Annotated in this window: 16 protein-coding genes and 1 pseudogene; 12 read left to right on the top strand and 5 right to left on the bottom strand. The window is 71.2% G+C overall.

Annotated elements, in window-relative coordinates:
* Nucleotides 1-198: 198 nt before the first annotated feature.
* The 4 genes and pseudogenes from FHW12_RS10665 to modA all read right to left on the bottom strand — a co-directional run bounded on the left by FHW12_RS10665 (nt 199) and on the right by modA (nt 2963).
* Entirely contained in the window at nt 199-642 is a 444-nt protein-coding gene (locus FHW12_RS10665; RefSeq protein WP_182531019.1) for an LEA type 2 family protein, read from the bottom strand.
* Between the two features lie 153 nt (nt 643-795).
* Nucleotides 796-1398 (bottom strand): annotated as a pseudogene (locus tag FHW12_RS10660) (ATP-binding cassette domain-containing protein); the annotation flags it as partial.
* A complete protein-coding gene (gene modB / locus FHW12_RS10655; protein ID WP_182531017.1) occupies nt 1395-2087 on the bottom strand; it encodes a molybdate ABC transporter permease subunit in 693 nt (230 codons plus the stop codon). The gene modB and the pseudogene FHW12_RS10660, both read right to left, overlap by 4 nt.
* An 81-nt stretch (nt 2088-2168) precedes the next feature.
* Nucleotides 2169-2963 carry a molybdate ABC transporter substrate-binding protein gene (gene modA / locus FHW12_RS10650; RefSeq protein ID WP_182531016.1) on the bottom strand — a complete coding sequence of 265 codons (795 nt, stop codon included), beginning with the start codon at nt 2961-2963 and terminating at the stop codon, nt 2169-2171.
* A gap of 229 nt (nt 2964-3192) precedes the next feature.
* Here modA and FHW12_RS21595 point away from each other — a divergent pair, with 229 nt between their 5' ends.
* From FHW12_RS21595 to FHW12_RS10635, 3 genes are all read left to right on the top strand, one after another.
* Complete coding sequence (locus tag FHW12_RS21595) at nt 3193-3546, top strand: molybdopterin-dependent oxidoreductase (RefSeq protein WP_182531015.1); 354 nt, start codon at nt 3193-3195, stop codon at nt 3544-3546.
* A gap of 61 nt (nt 3547-3607) precedes the next feature.
* Entirely contained in the window at nt 3608-3970 is a 363-nt protein-coding gene (locus FHW12_RS10640; RefSeq protein ID WP_182531014.1) for a winged helix-turn-helix domain-containing protein, read from the top strand.
* Nucleotides 3971-4158: 188 nt separating this feature from the next.
* Nucleotides 4159-5352, top strand: coding sequence for an OprO/OprP family phosphate-selective porin (locus tag FHW12_RS10635; RefSeq protein WP_182531013.1), 1194 nt, complete (start codon nt 4159-4161; stop codon nt 5350-5352).
* 49 nt (nt 5353-5401) lie between these two features.
* Here the strand turns inward: FHW12_RS10635 and FHW12_RS10630 are convergent, their stop codons facing one another.
* Nucleotides 5402-6601, bottom strand: a complete 1200-nt coding sequence (locus FHW12_RS10630) for a lipase family alpha/beta hydrolase (protein ID WP_182531012.1) — start codon at nt 6599-6601, stop codon at nt 5402-5404.
* A 176-nt stretch (nt 6602-6777) separates the two neighbouring features.
* Between FHW12_RS10630 and FHW12_RS10625 the strand changes: the two genes are divergently transcribed.
* From FHW12_RS10625 to FHW12_RS10585, 9 genes are all read left to right on the top strand, one after another.
* Complete coding sequence (locus tag FHW12_RS10625; RefSeq protein WP_182531011.1) at nt 6778-7533, top strand: DUF2884 family protein; 756 nt, start codon at nt 6778-6780, stop codon at nt 7531-7533.
* Between the two features lie 148 nt (nt 7534-7681).
* Nucleotides 7682-9502, top strand: coding sequence for a DNA helicase RecQ (recQ, locus tag FHW12_RS10620; RefSeq protein WP_182531010.1), 1821 nt, complete (start codon nt 7682-7684; stop codon nt 9500-9502).
* Between the two features lie 88 nt (nt 9503-9590).
* A complete protein-coding gene (locus FHW12_RS10615) occupies nt 9591-11054 on the top strand; it encodes a hypothetical protein (RefSeq protein WP_182531009.1) in 1464 nt (487 codons plus the stop codon).
* Between the two features lie 155 nt (nt 11055-11209).
* Nucleotides 11210-12622 (top strand): TolC family protein, encoded by a 1413-nt coding sequence (locus FHW12_RS10610; RefSeq protein WP_182531008.1) that lies wholly within the window; start codon nt 11210-11212, stop codon nt 12620-12622.
* A complete protein-coding gene (locus FHW12_RS10605; RefSeq protein ID WP_182531007.1) occupies nt 12622-13752 on the top strand; it encodes an ABC transporter permease in 1131 nt (376 codons plus the stop codon). Before FHW12_RS10610 ends, FHW12_RS10605 begins: the two co-directional genes overlap by 1 nt.
* A 1-nt stretch (nt 13753) precedes the next feature.
* Nucleotides 13754-14458, top strand: a complete 705-nt coding sequence (locus FHW12_RS10600; protein WP_220484418.1) for an ABC transporter ATP-binding protein — start codon at nt 13754-13756, stop codon at nt 14456-14458.
* A complete protein-coding gene (locus tag FHW12_RS10595) occupies nt 14455-14643 on the top strand; it encodes a hypothetical protein (protein ID WP_182531005.1) in 189 nt (62 codons plus the stop codon). Before FHW12_RS10600 ends, FHW12_RS10595 begins: the two co-directional genes overlap by 4 nt.
* 2 nt (nt 14644-14645) lie before the next feature.
* Nucleotides 14646-15548, top strand: coding sequence for an HlyD family secretion protein (locus FHW12_RS10590; RefSeq protein ID WP_182531004.1), 903 nt, complete (start codon nt 14646-14648; stop codon nt 15546-15548).
* 103 nt (nt 15549-15651) lie between these two features.
* Nucleotides 15652-16353: an MtnX-like HAD-IB family phosphatase gene (locus FHW12_RS10585; protein WP_310735211.1), complete on the top strand. Its 702-nt coding sequence runs from the start codon at nt 15652-15654 to the stop codon at nt 16351-16353.
* The last annotated feature ends 35 nt before the right edge of the window (nt 16354-16388 follow it).

Raw genomic sequence — 16388 nt, 5'->3', positions numbered from 1 at the left:
GACGGAGGATTCGAACGATCGTTTGAATATGCCGATAGCCTAACCAAATGCGCGGGGCGCGCCTAGGTGGTCCATCGATCTTCGGTGGGTGCCAAGCGATCGCCGTCCCGGTTCGACGTGGTCGCGTCGATCGACGGGTTGCCGCGCTGCAGGAACGCCAAGCGGTCGGCAACGAGCGCGATCGGGCAGTGCGTTGGTTCAGCGGTAGGTGTTCGGAATGCCAGGTACCGGCGTGAGCCGGCTCGCGGTCTCGAACTTGAAGCTTTCCTTCGGCTCGCTCGTCTCGATCGTGCCCTTCAGGGCGTAAGCGACGTCGGTACCGAACGTCGTCTTCGCGTTCGGGCGGAACGTCGCCTCGACGACATCGCCGTTGTTGCCGACGATGTCGATGTCGGGCGTCGCCTCGAGCCGGCCGAGGTCCTTGCCGTCGATCGAGAGGCCTGCGTCGATGCGGCTGAAGTGCATCGAGAACGTGCTGTAGTTCTGGATGCGCAGCGTGAGTTTCCAGCTGCCGTCGGCCTGCACCGCGAGCTGCTGGATCGACGCGGTCGACGGATGCACCTTGCGCGGCGGACCGCCGCTGCCGCAGGCGGCGAGCAGGCCGCCGAGAAGCATCACGAGGCAGGCGTGGCGCAGCAGCATGGCGACCTCAGGCGCTCGTTCGATCGGACGCCTAGCCTAGCGAATCCGCCCGGCGGCGCCTAGCGCCGCGGCGATGGCTCAGCCCGCTTCGGCCGCGTGCGCGCGGCGCACGTCGAACTCGGCGATCGGCTGCTGGCGCACGACGCGGCCGGCGTCGATGCGCACGACTTCGTCGGCGAGCGCGGCGACCTCGTCCGCGTGATGGCTCACCAGTACGGTGAACACGCGCAGTTCACGCTTGAGCCGGCGCAGGTGGTCGAGCACTTGCGTGCGCGCCTGCGCGTGCAGGCCGGTCAGCGGTTCGTCGAGCAGCAGCGCGCGCGGATCGGCGAGCAGGGCGCGGCCGATCGCGACGCGCTGGCGTTCGCCGCCGGAAAGGCTGTCCGGCCGCCGTTCCAGCAACGCGCCGAGGCCGAGCAGTTCGACCATCATGGCGAATTGCGCATGCGGTCCCTCGACGCCGTAGAGCAGGTTCCGCCGCACGCTGAGGTGCGGGAACAGTCGACCGTCCTGGAACACGTAGCCGATGCGTCGCCGCGACACCGGCACCGCGACGCCGCGCGCCGTGTCGAGCAGCACGTCGCCGTCGATCGCGATGCGTCCCGACTGCGGCGCGAGCAGGCCGGCGATCGCGTTGAGCACGCTCGTCTTGCCGGCACCCGAGTCGCCGTACAGCGCGAGGGTGCGTGCGTCCGAGCGGAACGCGAGGTCGAGCTCGAGGTCGGCGTAGGCGTGATGCAGCGCGAGTTCGATCATGACGGCGCCTTCCGCCACGGCCCGCCGCCCGCGATGAGGGTCGCGGCCGCGCTCGCGCCGAGAGCGACGACGAGCGAGACGAGCGCGAGGCGATGCACGCCGGGCATGCCGCCGGGCGTGTTGAGCAGTTCGTAGATCGCGATCGGCAGCGTGCGCGTCTCGCCCGGGATGTTCGACACGAAGCTGATCGTCGCGCCGAACTCGCCGAACGCGCGCGCGAAGGCGAGCACGCAGCCGGCCGCGATGCCGCGCAGCGACAGCGGCAGAGTGATCGTCGCGAAGCGTCGCCAGGCGCCGGCGCCGAGCGTTTCCGCGGCCGCTTCGAGGCGGCGGTCGACATTGTCGAAGGCGACGCGCACGGTCAGCACGAGCAACGGAAAGCCCATCACTGCGGCGGCGATCACTGCTCCGGTCCAGCGGAACGCGACGACGATGCCGACCTGCTCGAGCAGGATGCCGAGCGGTCCGTGGCGCCCGAACAACGCGAGCAACGCGTAGCCGGTGACGACCGGCGGCAGGATCAGCGGCAGGAACAGCAGCGATTCGAGCAGCAGCCGGCCTGGAAAGCGTCGCCGCGACATGAGCCAGGCGAGCCCGAGCGCGAGCGGCAGCGAGGCGATCACGCTGAGCACGCCGACGCGCAGGCTCAGCGCGAGCGCCTGCCATTCGTCGGGCGCGAGCGCGGTCACGGCACCGGCTCGGTGCGGCGATCCTCGCGCAGCGCGTCCGCAGCGACTCGTATCGCGCGGTGGTGCGTCACCGGTTCAAGGTCAGCGTGGCGGCGCGTCGAATCCATGGTCGCGGAAGATCGCCTGTTCGGCCGGGGCGCGCAACAACTCGAGCAGTCTGCGTGCGGCCGGCGTGTCGTGCCCGGCGAGGATCGCCACCGGGTACACGATCGGCGCGTGGGTCGCGTCCGGGAACGTCGCGACGACGCGCACGGCCGGCTCCGACACCGCGTCGGAACGGTAGACGACACCGAGGGCCGCCTCGGCGCGAGCGACGAAGTTGAGTGCGGCGCGCACGTTGTCGGTGGAAACGACGCGCGCGGCGACCGCGTCCCACACGCCGAGGCGGGTCAGCGCGGTCTTCGCATACTTGCCCGCGGGCACGCTGTTCGGCTCGGCCAGCGCGAGGCGGCCGTCCTTGCCGAGTGCGGTCGCGAGCGCGAAACCCGCTGCGATGTCGAGTTTCACCGTGCTGTCCTTCGGCGCGACCAGCACGAGCGCGTTGCCGAGCAGGTTCGCGCGCGTGCCGTCGACGACGAGCTTGCGCTGTTCGACGTAGTCCATCCAGTCCCGGTCGGCCGAGATGAACAGCGCGGCCGGCGCGCCCGCCTCGATCTGCTTGGCGAGCTGCGAACTCGCCGCGTAGCTCGCCTTGACGCCGCCGAGCGCGGCCGCCTCGGGCGTCGCGAGGATCTCGTCGAGCGAAGGCTTGAGGCTGGCTGCGGCGAACACGAGCAGGCCGTCGGCGCGCGCCGCGAATGGCGTGAGCAGCGCGATCGCGAGAACGCCGTGCAGGGCCAGGTGGCGCAGGCGCGCCGTGTACGGGCGAACGCTCATCCGGCATACTCCTCGGCGATATTTCCGTATGAACATATCGCTTCCCGCGCCTGCACGCGAGTGGCGGCGAACGAGGAGCAGGCATGATCGGGCGGATGTCGATCGCGAAGGGCGTGCTCGCGTTGTGTTTCGCGCTGCAGTGGCCGCTCGCCGCGGCGGACGCGATGGCCGCGGTCGCGATCGGCGGCCGCGTCGCCGCGCGTTGCGCGTCGATGCGGCGAAACTCGCCGTGTCGCCGCGTCGCGCGCTCGACGCCGCCGACCACGGCACGCTCGCGCACTGGGAGGGCGTCGCGCTCGCGGACCTGCTGCGCGAGGCCGGTGTGCCGCTCGGCGACGCGCTGCGCGGCCGGCACCTCGCCACGTACGTGCGCGTGACGGCCGCGGACGGCTATGTCGCGGTGTTCTCGCTCGCCGAACTCGATCCGGCGATGCACGACGGCACGGTGCTGCTCGCCGATCGCCGCGACGGCGCCGCGCTCGACGCGAAGCAGGGGCCGTTCCGCCTCGTCGCCGCCGGCGACAGGCGCCCTGCGCGCTGGGTACGCCAGGTCGTCGCGATCGACGTGCTCGCCGCGCCCTGACGCGTGGACGCGCACGCAGCACGCGCGCATGATCGTTGCCGCGACCGCAACGAGCGCCGTGATGAACCGCAGCAGACAACCGCCTTCGATCCACCTGCGCGTGATGCCCGCGCCGGGCGTCGCGCTCGGTCCGGGCAAGTGCGACCTGCTCGCGGGCATCCGCGAGACGGGCTCGATCGCGGCCGCGGGGCGGCGCATGCACATGAGCTACCGGCGTGCGTGGCAGCTCGTCGAGGAACTCAACCGCAGTTTCCGTGGCCCGCTCGTCGAGGCAAGCAAGGGCGGCAGCGGCGGCGGCGGCGCGCGCCTGACGGCGCTCGGCGAAACCGTACTCGACCGCTATGCGCGCATGCGCACGGCCGCGGCCGCTGCGGTCGCGGCCGACGTCGCCGCCCTGCGGCGACTCGTCGCACGCGACGACTGACCACACCCCATCCACCCATGCGACATCCGGCCGCGGCCCGCACCGGCCCGCTTCGGCGTGCGCTTCGATATATCCATGCGAACATATCGACGAGGCGATCGGCCGGCATGTCGTTAGAACCAGCGGTCAGTTCCGCCGTGCCGCACCGCGCCCCAGCATCTTCTTCACCATCACGGGGACACCAAGCCATGAACCAGCGAAGCCTGCACGTGGCGACCGCGTTGCTGCTTGCCGCCGCGGCGGGACCGGCGAGCGCGTACGACCTCGAGGACTGGCCCGTCCACTACACCTTCAGCGACGGCACCGACGTCGGCCTGACCGGCGTCTACCGTTACGACGTCAACGCGTTCAACGACGAACGCAAGCCGGACGGCAGCGATGCGTTCGAGGATGCGCACACGAACCGGCGCAAGGAGCTCGGCATCACGCTGAGGAAGAAGGGCGTGTACGAGGCGATCGTCGATTACGAGTACCAGGGCAAGACCTGGCTCGACACCAACGTGCGCGTGCAGTCCAAGCCGTTCGTGGGTACCGACATCGGCGCGTTCCGCTTCGGCTACTCGAAGACGCCGGTCGCGTTCGAAGGCGTGACCGGGACCAAGGCGACCTCGTTCCTCGAGCTCGCATTGCCCGCGCAGGCGATCTTCGAAGGTCGCCGCACCGGCGTCGATTGGCAGTTCGAACGCGCCGCGTACATCGTCAACCTCGGTTACTACTGGGGCCAGGACCTGCTCGGCGACAACGACGGCACGACCGTCGCGGGCCGCGTCGCCTGGACGCCGCACAAGGCCGAAGGCGACGTGATCCATCTCGGCGTTTCGGCGTCGCGCGAAGATCGCGACGGCACCACCGACGGCCGTGGCGTCTACCACGATCCGAGCGCGCGCCTGTCGACGCCGCCGGAAACCGGGCTCACGCCGGTGCGCCTGGTCGACACGGGTCCATTGTCCAAGGCCGATCGCGTCGAACGCAGCGGGCTCGAGGCGCTGTGGATCGGTGGGCCATGGTCGGTGCAGGGCGAACTGCTGCGCGCGGACGTCTCGCGCTTCGGCGGCAATCCCGATTTCAGCGCGCGTGGCGGCTACGTGTTCGGCAGCTGGGTGCTCACCGGCGAGTCGCGCCCGTACAGCGGCGGCAATGTCGGCAACATCAAGCCGAAGGGCACGTGGGGCGCGTGGGAACTGCTGCTGCGCTACAGCGAGCTCGATCTCGACGACGGGCCTGTGCGGGGCGGCAAGGAACACGACTGGACGATCGGCGCGAACTGGTACCTGACTCAGCACTTCAAGTTCCAGGCGAACTACATCCAGGCGACGAGCGACAAGGGCAACCTATCGCTCGATCCAAAGATCTTCGAGCTGCGCGCACAGATCTACTTCTGAGCCCGGCACGCGCCGATCGCCGCGGCGAGGAGCGCGGGTTATCGATGCGTCACGGGGATCGACGCTGGCGAGGCGCGATCCACGGCCGAAGCTGCGCGTATACCAGCGGGCTCGTCAACAGGTCCATGTGGCCCATGCGCGTGAACACGCTTCGCTGCCCTTCGGGCAGCACGTCGCGTGGCGCATCGTCGCCTCGCGCGAGTGCGCTCGGCACCGGCACGAGGCCGTCGCCGATCCAGCCGGCGCGCAGGCCGTGCGCGCGGCTCGACAGGGTTGCGGCAACCAGCCGCCAGCGTACGCGCGTGCCGAACGGCAGCTGCGCCGGACTCGTGGCGTCGTGCGTTCCACGACGGTCGAGGTCGCTCGCCCAGCCGTGGCGCAGGTCCTTCACGCCCGCGCTGCGCGCGTCCGCGACCGCGGCGATCGCGCGCGTGTACGGGTTCGCCGCGAGCAGCTCGGCCAGCGATCCACCGAGGCGTTCGAGCGGCGCGCCGAGGTGCGGCGTGCCGAGGCAGATCACGCTGTCGAGGTCGTCGGCCCAGGCGAGTCCGTGGCGTTGCGCGTGCTCGCAGGCGCTGCGACAGACCAGGCCGCCCATGCTGTGGCCGACCAGTACGAGTCGTCGCGGCGTGCCCGCACGCGATTCGTGCAACGCCTGCAGCAGCAGCGAGAGGTCGCGGCCGTTGGCGGAAATACGTCGGCCGCTGTTGTAGCGCAACTGCAGCGCGCATGCGGCGCCGTCGCGTTCGAGGCGTTCGCCGAAACTCGCGCCGTCCGCGTCGCGCCATTGCAGGTCGCTCATGCCGAGGCCATGCACGAACAGCGCGAGGGTACCGCCCGCGCCGTCGATCGCGCGCTGCAGGGACGTCGATCGCGCCTCCAGCGCATCGCCGTCGCGGCACAGGCTCATGTCGATCGCCAGCGGGTTCGCGCTCGCTTCCAGGTGGTCGCCGATCGCCCCGTTGAGCGCGGCGAGCCACGCGAGGCCGCTCGCGTCGGCCCGCGCATCCGTCGCGGCGGGCAGGTGGCCGGCGAGCAGGCCGAGCACGCCGTCGCTGCCGCGACGCGCCACTTCGGCAATGTCGCGCACGCGCGCGTAGGCGAAACGCGTACCGCGCATCAGCAGCGCACCTCCCGGCAGCAGGCGCGCGATGTCGCCGGCGATCGCCAGGTGCATCCGTTCGACGGTTGCGATCGCGCCGAGCACGCCGTCGCCGGCGAGTCGGGTCGTGCCTTGCAGCAGGGTCATGCGTGATTTCACCCGTGTTGTATGCCATCGATGGCTGGAGCAATTGCACGAATCCGATCCAGGGCATGACTTCCGGCAGGGTGTCGCCGGTCACCCCGACCGACGGCACGCGCACGGGTTAAACCTTCGCGTGATCCTGCGCATCGAAGGGCCGACACCCGACTGGAGGATTGCGCATGTTCCGTTTCGCCTGCACCGCGGCGCTCGCGCTCGCCGGGCTTTCCGCCGCCCACGCCGAGGTCGACCTGCACGGCGCCGACTGCGGCCTGCACAGCGACTACTCGATGACGATCAAGCCGGACGCGCTCGTGTTCACGCGCAAGGACGGCACGCCGGGCGAAGTCGTCATCGCCAACGGCGCGCTGCGCGTCGACGGACGCACCGTCGACCTCGGGGCGGCCGATCGCCAGCGCGTGCTCGGCATCGAGCACGGCGTGCGCGACGCGCTGCCGGAAATCCGCGCGATCGTCCACGACGCGGTCACGATCGCGTTCGACGCGGTCGCCGAAGTGTCGGCGGCGTTCGCGCGGGACACCGATGCCGCGCGCGCGAGCGCCGAACGCCTCGCGCGCATGGCTGGCGACATCAACCGGCAGATCGACGCGAACGACAGCCTGGTCGACTGGAACAAGGACAAGATGGACCGCATCATCGAGCAGGCGGTCGGCACGCTCGTCGCCGAAGTCGTCGGCAACGTGGCCGGCCAGGCGGTCAGCGTCGCGCTCAGCGGCGACGAGCGCGCGGCCGCCGAACTCGAGGCGCGCGCGAAAGGCATCGACGCGAAGGTCGAGCGCCTCGTCGCCAAGCGCAGCAAGGACCTCGAAGCGCGCGCGGGCGGCATGTGCACGCGCTTCCGCAATCTCGCGCGCCTCGAAGCCGAACTCGAAGTGCGCCCGCTCGGACGCCGCCTCGACCTCGTGCAGGTCGACTGAGGTCGCGCGCATCGGCGGCGTCGCCGGGCACACGGCGACGTCGTCGCACGCTGCATCGCGCCGTCGCGCGAGCCGCGCCGGTGGATTCCTGCGCGTTGCGGCGCAATTACTTGATGCAACTTGGGGGGCATGGCACTAGCATTGCGCGATGGCATCACGCGCAGAGCAGGTCCTCCAGTCCGTCTTCGGTTATCCCGCGTTCCGCGGCGAGCAGCAGGCGATCATCGAACATGTCGCGGGCGGTGGTGATGCGCTCGTGCTGATGCCGACCGGCGGCGGCAAGTCGCTCTGCTACCAGATTCCCGCGCTGCTGCGCGACGGTTGCGCGATCGTCGTATCGCCGCTGATCGCGCTCATGCAGGACCAGGTCGACGCGCTGCGCCAGCTCGGCGTCGAGGCCGCGTTCCTCAATTCGAGCCTCGACGCGGCCGCGCAGCGCGAGGTCGAGCGGCGGTTCGCCGCCGGCGCGCTGAAGCTGCTGTACGTGGCGCCCGAGCGCCTGCTCACCGAGCGCTGCCTCGACCTCGTCGCGCGCACGCCGGTCGCGCTGTTCGCGATCGACGAGGTGCACTGCGTATCGCAGTGGGGGCACGACTTCCGTCCCGAATACCGCCAGCTCACGCTCCTGCACGAGCGGTTCCCGTCGATCCCGCGCATCGCGCTGACCGCGACCGCCGATGCGCCGACGCGGCGCGAGATCGTCGAGCGCCTCGCGCTCGAATCCGCGCACGAGTTCGTCGCGAGCTTCGATCGGCCGAACATCCGCTACCGCGTCGTCGAGAAGGACGACGCGCGACGCCAGCTCAAGGATTTCCTCGGGGCGCACGAAGACGCGTCCGGCATCGTCTATTGCCTGTCGCGGCGCAAGGTCGACGAGATCGCCGAATGGCTCGCCGGCGAGGGCGTCACGGCGCTGCCGTACCACGCCGGCATGGAGGCGAGCCTGCGCGCGCGCAACCAGCAGCGCTTCCTGCGCGAGGACGGCGTCGTGATGGTCGCGACGATCGCGTTCGGCATGGGCATCGACAAGCCCGACGTGCGCTTCGTCGCGCACGTCGACCTGCCCAAGAGCATGGAAGGCTACTACCAGGAAACCGGCCGCGCCGGCCGCGACGGCCTGCCGGCCGAGGCGTGGCTCTGCTACGGGCTCGCCGACGTCGTCACGCTCGCGCAGTTCATCGCGCAATCGGAGTCGGGCGAGGAGCGCAAGCGCGTCGAGCGGCGCAAGCTCGACGAGTTGCTCGGCTACGCCGAGACGACCGCGTGCCGGCGCCAGCGCCTGCTCGCGTATTTCGGCGAAACGCTCGCCGAAGCCTGCGGCAACTGCGACAACTGCCTCGATCCGCCCGAGACCTGGGACGCGAGCATCGTCGCGCAGAAGGCGCTGTCGTGCGTGTACCGCACCGGCCAGCGTTTCGGCGTCGGTCACCTCACCGCGGTGCTGCGCGGCGAAGCCGACGAACGCGTGCGCGCGCTGCGACACGACCAGCTGAGCACCTACGGCGTCGGCGCCGACCTCGACAAGCAGCAGTGGCGCGGCGTGTTCCGCCAGCTCGTCGCTGTCGGCCTGCTCACGCCCGACGACGAGGGTTACGGCACCCTGCGCCTGACCGCGGCGAGCCGCGCCGTGCTGCGCGGTGAACAGGCGGTGCACCTGCGCCGCCAGGCCGATCGCGGCGAACGCCGTGCGCGGCGCCAGCAGGCACGCGGCGAACGTTCGCGCGCGAGCCTCGACATCGCGACGCACGAGACGCCGATGTGGGACGCGTTGCGCGGCTTGCGCGCGCGCCTCGCCAAGGAGCAGGGCGTGCCGGCGTACGTGATCTTCCACGATGCGACCCTGCTCGCGATGCTGCGCGAGCGGCCGCAGACGCTCGGCGCGCTCGGTGCGATCAGCGGCGTCGGCGAGCGCAAGCTCGAGCGCTACGGCGAAGCGTTCCTCGATGCGCTGAACGCGCGCGCGGCCTGATCCGCGCGCCGCGTCGCGCGCTCGGCGATGTCCGAACCTCCGTTCCTGCGGCGTTTCCCGGGTTCGTCCACCCCTGGGAACAGCGTCCATGAACAGGAACCTTCATCCCGCTCCGTGCCGATCGCGCCTGCATCCGCTCGCGGCTTGCCTCGCCGCCTGCCTGTGCGTGGCCGCGCCGGCGCCGCACGCGGAGTCGCGCTTCGACGCGCTGCGCGCGCGCATCGCCGACGGCACGCTTCCCCTTTCGCCCGCACTGCTGCAGCGCGTGCTCGACGCGACCGCGCCAGCGGTGCCCGCCCCGGCGGCGACCACGCTCGTCGTCACCAACTGCGACGACGCCGGCGCCGGCAGCCTGCGCGACACGATAGGCGCGGCGAGCAGCGACGACACGATCGACTTGACCCAGCTCGCCTGCAGCCGCATCACGCTCACCAGCGGCGCGATCCTATTCGGCCAGACCAACCTCGCGATCAAAGGCCCCGGTGCGCATCGCCTCGCGATCGACGGCAACCTCCACGACGGCGTGTTCGTCGATCTCGGCACCGGCACGCTCAAGATCGAAGACGTGTCGCTCGAAAACGGCTTCAAGTACCGCTCGACCGACGACGCGCTCGGCGGCTGCGTGCACGCGCAAGGCAGCGCCATCCTCGACGGCGTGGTGATGCGCAACTGCAACGCGCTGAGTGTGGTCAATCACGGCGCGCTCGGCGGTGCCGTATGGGCGCAGGGAGAGGTCCTGCTGCAGAACAGCGTGATCAGCGGCTGCATGGCGAAGGCGACCGGCTACGGCTACGCGAGCGGCGGCGGCGTCTACGCGCGCGACGGCCTCGTCAGCATGTACAGCACGGTGTCGAACAACGTCGCGATCGGCGAGAGCGCGACGCCGTCGTTCGGCGGCGGGCTGTTCGTCTGGAACGGCGGGCTCGTCCTCGGCTCGACGATCTCCGGCAACCAGGCGACACGCATGGGCGGCATCGCGACGAAGGGCGCCTCGACCTACACGCTGACGATGATCAACAGCACGGTGTCCGGCAACGTCGCGAACCGGTTCGGCGGGATCTTCTCGGTCGGCAAGCTCAACCTCTACAACAGCACCATCGCGTTCAACACGTCGCACGAATGGGACGTCGGCGCCGGCTACTATCTCGGCGCCGGCGTGCACCTGAGCGTCTCCGGCGAGATGGACAGCACGATCATCGCCAACAACGTCAACACCGGTGCGCCCGCGCAGTACCCGACCGTCGACCTGACCGGCAAGCCCGGGTCCGGCTTCAACGGCGGCCACAACAACGTGATGCTGTGCGGCGCGCCGTGCCCGAACGACACCACGCACGAGGATCCCGGCCTGCATCCGCTGCAGGACAACGGCGGCCAGACGCGCACCCACGTGCCGACGCCGGGGCAATGGGACACCTTCGGGGGCAGCAACGTCCTCGGCTGGTCGTGGGAGCAGCGCGGCGTCGGATTCCCACGCCAGTCGCCGCCCGACTGGCCCGAGATCGGTGCACTGCAGATCAATTCCGACGTCATCTACGCGAACGGCTTCAACTGAGCCCTGTTTCGTTCGACCCTGCGCCCGCGGGGGCGTCGGCAGGCGCGGCGCGATCGGGCGCCGCGCCTGCCGCGCATCGCCGTGCGGCAGCGCGGTTCGGTTAGACTGGAGGCGGCCGTCGACGGCGGCCGCTGCCCGCAAGTCGACCGCTCCGCATGCCAGATCCCCGTACGCCGAACCCGCCGCGCACCTCGTTCCGTCGCCGTGCGTGGCTCGTTGCCGTGCTCTCGCTCGGCGGATGCGCGGTGGCGCCGTTGCCGACCCTGCAGCGCGACACGCCGGCGGCGTGGCAGCATGCGGAACGCGACGATGCGCCGGCGCCGGACCTGCACGGCTGGTGGAAGGCATTCGGCGACGCCGGGCTCGACCGGCTCGTCGACGCGGCGCTCGCCGACAACCTCGGCATCGCGCAGGCGCGCCTGCGCATCGAGGCCGCGCGCATGCTCGATGCGCACGCGAATGATGCCTCGCTGCCGCAGTTCGGTTTCCGCACCTACGCCGAACCGACGCCGGACAGCAGCGCGAGCTATTTCCAGGCCGGCTTCGACGCGAAATGGGAATTCGGCCTGTTCGGTCGCGCGCAGAGCCGTGCGCGCGTGAGCGCGGGCGAGCTCGGCATCGCCGAGAGCGAAGGGCTCGCGGCGCGCGTCAGCGTCGTCGCCGAAGTCGTGCGCGCGTACGTCGAGCTGCGCGGCGCCGAACGTCGCGCCGCGTTGCTCGAGCAGGTCGCCGCGCGTGCACGGCACAAGCGTGAATTGCTCGCGACGCGCGAAAGCCTGCGCCTCGCCGCCGCGCGCGAGGTCGCGCGCGCGCGCGCCGAAGAGGCGGTCGCGCAGGCCGCGCTGGCGGAGCCGCGCGCGGCGATCGTGCGCGCGCGCCGGCAGCTCGCCGCGTTGCTCGCGCGCGACGACGAGGACGTCGTCGGCAGCGGTGCGCCGCTCGTGCTCGGCGCGACGGCTGCGACGGCCGACGTGCTGCCGGCGGACCTGCTGCGCACGCGCCCGGAGATCCGCCGCGCGGAGTACGAGGTCGAGAAGGCCGCGGGCGAACTCGGCATCGCCGAGTCCGACCTGTATCCGCACGTCGGCCTCGGCGGCGCGTTGACCTATGCCGCGCGCGTGATCGGCCACACGCGCCTGTCGGACGCGGACGGCATCGTCACGTTCGGTCCGGCGATCGAAATCCCGCTGTTCGACTGGGGTGCGCGCCGCGCCGCGAAGGATGCGCGCGCGAACTCGCTGCAGGCGAGCGTGCTCGCCTATCGGCAGGCCGTGCTCGACGGCGTCACCGAAGTCGAAACCGCGATGGCCGCGCTGCACGAGCGCACGCGCGCCTCGCGCGCACTGCAGGACGGCGTCGTGGCGCTCGATGACGAGGCCCGATCGACCGCGACCCTGCAGCAGCTCGGCCTCGCGGACGGCCTCGACCTCGCCGCGTCCGACGCGGCCGTGCTGCAGGCGCGACTGGACCTGCTGCAGGCCGAGCAGGAGCGCAGCCTCGCGTTCGTCGCGCTGTACAAGGCGCTCGGCGGAGCGCCGTTGCCGCCCGCCGACGACGGTGCCGGCTGATGGTGCCGCTCGCGCGCAAGACCCTCGTGCACGAATGGCGGCGCTTCCTGCCGTCCGCGCTCGCGGTCGCGTTCTCCGGCCTGCTGCTGCTCGTGCAGGCGGCGCTCGTGTTCGGCATCTTCAACAGTTCCGCGGTGTACATCCGCAAATCCGGTGGCGAACTCTGGCTCGGCTATCCGGGCACGCAGAGCATCGAACTCGGCCGGCCGATCCCGCAGCAGGCGGAGATCGCTGCGCTGATGGACCCCGCGGTCGGGCGCGTCGAGCCGTTCAACTGGATCGACGGCGACTGGCGCGGCCCCGCCGACAAGGGTGGCGTGTCGGTGTTCGTGTCCGGCATCGACACGCGCGCCGACGCGCTGATGTTCGCCGATGCGCTCACGCCCGCGCAGCGCGCGCTGCTCGACGAGCCCGACGGCGTGATCGTCGATCGCGCCGACCTCGCCAAGCTCGGCCTCAGCGTGGGCGGGCAAGCCGTCATCAACGGTCATCGCGTGCGCATCGTCGGCGTCGGCAGCGGCCTGCGCGCGCTCGGTGGCGTCAACATCGTGACTTCGCTCGCGACCTCGCGCCGCCTCGACAACGGCGACAGCGGCGGGCGCGTCGCCTACTACGTGGTGAAGCTGCACGACGGCGCCGACGCGGCGGCGGCACGCAAGCGCCTGCAGCCGCAGGGGCAGGCGCGCACGTTCGAAGTGTGGACGCGCGACGCCTTCGCGCGGCGTGCGGTCACCTACTGGATGTTCGAGACGGGCGCGGGCCTCGGCGTGGTGCTGCTCGCGATCGTCGTGTTCGTGGTCGGTGCGCTGATCACGAGCCAGACGTTGATGGGTGCGGTCGCCGGTTCGATCCGCGAGTACGCGACGCTGCACGCGCTCGGCGTCGGTTTCGCGCAGTTGCGTCACGTCGTGCTCAAGCAGGCGGCGTGGGTCGGCGCGTTCGGCCTCGTCGTCGGCGGTGTCGCGACCGCGCTCGTCGTCCTGCTCGCGCACCGCCGCGACGTGCCGGTGCAGCTCGACCTCGTCACCATCGCCGTCTGCGCCACGCTCGTGATGGGCATCGCGCTGCTGTCCGGCCTCGCCGCGGTGCGCGCGCTGCGCCATGCCGACCCGGCCCTGCTGCTGCGCTGACATGAACGCCGCCCTCGTCGCCGACGCTCTGTCGAAATCGTTCACCACGGGCGCCGTGCGCACCGACGTGCTGCGCGACCTCTCGATCGAGATCGCCGCGGGCGAACTCACGCTCGTGTCGGGTCCGTCCGGTTGCGGCAAGAGCACCTTGCTGGCGATCCTCAGCGGGCTGTTGCGCCCGGACGGCGGGCGCGCGTTCGCGCTCGGCCAGGACCTCGCGCGCCTCAGGCCGGCGGAACTCGAACGCTTCCGCCTGCACCACACCGGTTTCGTGTTCCAGGGCTTCAACTTGTTTCCGGCATTGAGCGCGCTCGAGCAGGTGATGCTGCCGCTCGGCTATCTCGGCCTCGACGACGCGATCGCGCGCCGGCGCGCGGCCGATGCGCTCGCCGAAGTCGGCCTCGGCAGCCGCCTGCAGCTCAAGCCGGCGGAGCTGTCGGGCGGCGAGAAGCAGCGCGTGGCGATCGCGCGCGCGCTCGCGAAGGAGCCGCAGCTGCTGTTCGCCGACGAACCGACCAGTGCGCTCGACGCGGCCAATGGCCAGATCGTCATCGACACCCTGCATCGCATCGCGCGCACGCATGGGGCGACCGTGCTCTGCGTGAGCCACGACCCGCGACTGGTCGGCCACGCCGACCGCGTGCTCGCGATGGAGGACGGTCGCATCCTCGCCGATCGGCGCACCGGTGCGCCGATGCCGGCATGAACGCCGCCGCGGTCGGCCGGTTCGCGTCGGCGTTGTACGATCTGCCCTGCGCGGGTGTCGCGGATGCGCTCGTCGCAAGGGGCGCGCTCGTGCCGCCGGCGGCGCGAGCGTGCGGTGCTCGCTTCGTGAACGCTTGTATTTGCTCGGCAGGCGCATCCGCGCCGGCCGGAGGTGAGGTGGAATGATCATGAGGATGCGTGCAGGCTGGATGCCGCTGCTGTTGGCGCCGGTGCTGCTGCTCGCCGCGTGCTCGGATGACGCGTTCGACCGCAAGGCGTCGGCGGCACCCGCGAACGGCGCCTGGATTGCGATGGCGCGCGGCCAGGTCGACGTCGAAGGCGGGCTCATTCGCGTCGTCGCGCCGCGTGACGGACGCATCGAGGACGTACGCGTCGAGGACGGCGACGTCGTCAGGCAGGGTGACGTGCTCGCACGGCTCGACCAGCGCCAGGCGCGCATCGCGGTCGGCATCGCCGACGCCGGTGTCGCCCAGGCGAGTGCGCAGCTCGGCGTGCTCAAGGCGAAGCTCGCACCCGCGGCACAGGCGGCCGACCGTGCCGCTGCGGCCGCGAGCGCAGGTGCGGCGAGCGGCCAGTCCGCCGACGACGCGGGCACCGCGCTCGCCGTGCTGAAGGCCGAAGTCGCCGTCGCGGAAGCGGCCGCGAAGGCCGCGCACGCGCACCTGGAGGAGGCACGCGCCGAACTCGACGCCCGAACGATCACTGCGCCGTCGGCGGGGCGTATCGTGCGCCGCGCCGTGCACGCGGGAGACGCGGTGTCGGCGCAGGCGGCGACCGAATTGTTCCAGTTGCTGCCCGATCGCCCGCGCATCGTGCGCGCCGAACTCAACGAAGCCTACGTCGACCTGATCAAGCCCGGCATGCGCGCCGAGGTCGTGCGCGATTCGGACCAGGGCACGGCGGTCGCCGCCGAAGTGCTGCGCGTCGGCGACGTGTTCGGTCCGAGCCGCCTCACCGACGACCCGGTCGAACGTGCCGGCGCGCACGACGTCGAATGCGTGCTGCGTCTCGACGGCGATGCGTTCCGCATCGGCCAGCGCGTGCTCGTGCGCTTCGTCAAGCCGGGATGAGGCCTGGCTGCGCCGGCCCGATCGAGCGCGAAACCCGCCCGAAAGGCGCCCGCCGCTAGGCTGCGGACCGGATCGGCCCCTTCGGGCCGCTGGAAAGCGTTCCGTGTCCCACTGGACCATCCTCTGCGATTTCGACGGCACGATTTCGGTCGAGGACATCACCGACTCCCTGCTCGAACGTTTCGGCCGGCCCGGCTGGCAGGCGCTGGAGCAGGCGTGGAAGCGCGGCGAGATCGGTTCGCGCGATTGCATGGCGCAGCAGGTCGGCCTGCTCGACGCCAGCGACGCCGAACTCGACGCGCACCTCGACAACATGATGATCGATCGCGCGTTTCCCGCCTTCGTCGCGGCGACGCGCGAAGCCGGCGTGCCATTGACCGTGCTCAGCGACGGGCTCGACTACGCGATCCGCCGCGTGCTCGGCCAGCACGGCCTCGACGACCTGCCGATCATCGCCAACAGCCTCGAGGCGGTCGGCGAGAGCGGCTGGCGCCTCGATTTCCCGCACGGCCGGCCGAACTGCCGCAGCGGCAACTGCAAGTGCGCGAGCGCGGGCGACGCGCACGCCGAGCGCAAGCGCGTGCTGCTCATCGGCGACGGCACCTCGGATTTCTGCGTCGCCGGCGAAGCCGACCTCGTGTTCGCCAAGCATCGCCTGATCGAGCACTGCCGCTCGGCCGGCATCCCGTACGTGCCGATCACCGGTTTCGCCGACGCGCTCGAACTGCTGCCGACCCTGCTCGCGGGCGAACTGGCCACGCACGGCCGCGACGCGGCGCCCGCATCGTCGCAGCAGGTCGCCTGACGCCAGCGCGCGGACAACACCGGTCGCGGCTGAAG

It is taken from the genome of Dokdonella fugitiva (assembly GCF_014138265.1).
Classification (GTDB): Bacteria; Pseudomonadota; Gammaproteobacteria; order Xanthomonadales; family Rhodanobacteraceae; genus Dokdonella_A; species Dokdonella_A fugitiva_A.
Note: the sequence above shows the minus strand (reverse complement) of the source record. Positions and strands in the feature narration are given on the sequence as shown.

Excerpts from the sequence above, each read along its gene's own strand:
- FHW12_RS10665 (WP_182531019.1), bottom strand. The coding sequence starts at position 642 with ATGCTGCTGCGCCACGCCTGCCTCGTGATGCTTCTCGGCGGCCTGCTC.
- modA (WP_182531016.1), bottom strand. The coding sequence starts at position 2,963 with ATGAGCGTTCGCCCGTACACGGCGCGCCTGCGCCACCTGGCCCTGCAC.
- FHW12_RS10640 (WP_182531014.1), top strand. The coding sequence starts at position 3,608 with ATGAACCGCAGCAGACAACCGCCTTCGATCCACCTGCGCGTGATGCCC.
- FHW12_RS10635 (WP_182531013.1), top strand. The coding sequence starts at position 4,159 with ATGAACCAGCGAAGCCTGCACGTGGCGACCGCGTTGCTGCTTGCCGCC.
- FHW12_RS10630 (WP_182531012.1), bottom strand. The coding sequence starts at position 6,601 with ATGACCCTGCTGCAAGGCACGACCCGACTCGCCGGCGACGGCGTGCTC.
- FHW12_RS10625 (WP_182531011.1), top strand. The coding sequence starts at position 6,778 with ATGTTCCGTTTCGCCTGCACCGCGGCGCTCGCGCTCGCCGGGCTTTCC.
- recQ (WP_182531010.1), top strand. The coding sequence starts at position 7,682 with ATGGCATCACGCGCAGAGCAGGTCCTCCAGTCCGTCTTCGGTTATCCC.
- FHW12_RS10615 (WP_182531009.1), top strand. The coding sequence starts at position 9,591 with ATGAACAGGAACCTTCATCCCGCTCCGTGCCGATCGCGCCTGCATCCG.
- FHW12_RS10610 (WP_182531008.1), top strand. The coding sequence starts at position 11,210 with ATGCCAGATCCCCGTACGCCGAACCCGCCGCGCACCTCGTTCCGTCGC.
- FHW12_RS10605 (WP_182531007.1), top strand. The coding sequence starts at position 12,622 with ATGGTGCCGCTCGCGCGCAAGACCCTCGTGCACGAATGGCGGCGCTTC.
- FHW12_RS10600 (WP_220484418.1), top strand. The coding sequence starts at position 13,754 with ATGAACGCCGCCCTCGTCGCCGACGCTCTGTCGAAATCGTTCACCACG.
- FHW12_RS10595 (WP_182531005.1), top strand. The coding sequence starts at position 14,455 with ATGAACGCCGCCGCGGTCGGCCGGTTCGCGTCGGCGTTGTACGATCTG.
- FHW12_RS10590 (WP_182531004.1), top strand. The coding sequence starts at position 14,646 with ATGAGGATGCGTGCAGGCTGGATGCCGCTGCTGTTGGCGCCGGTGCTG.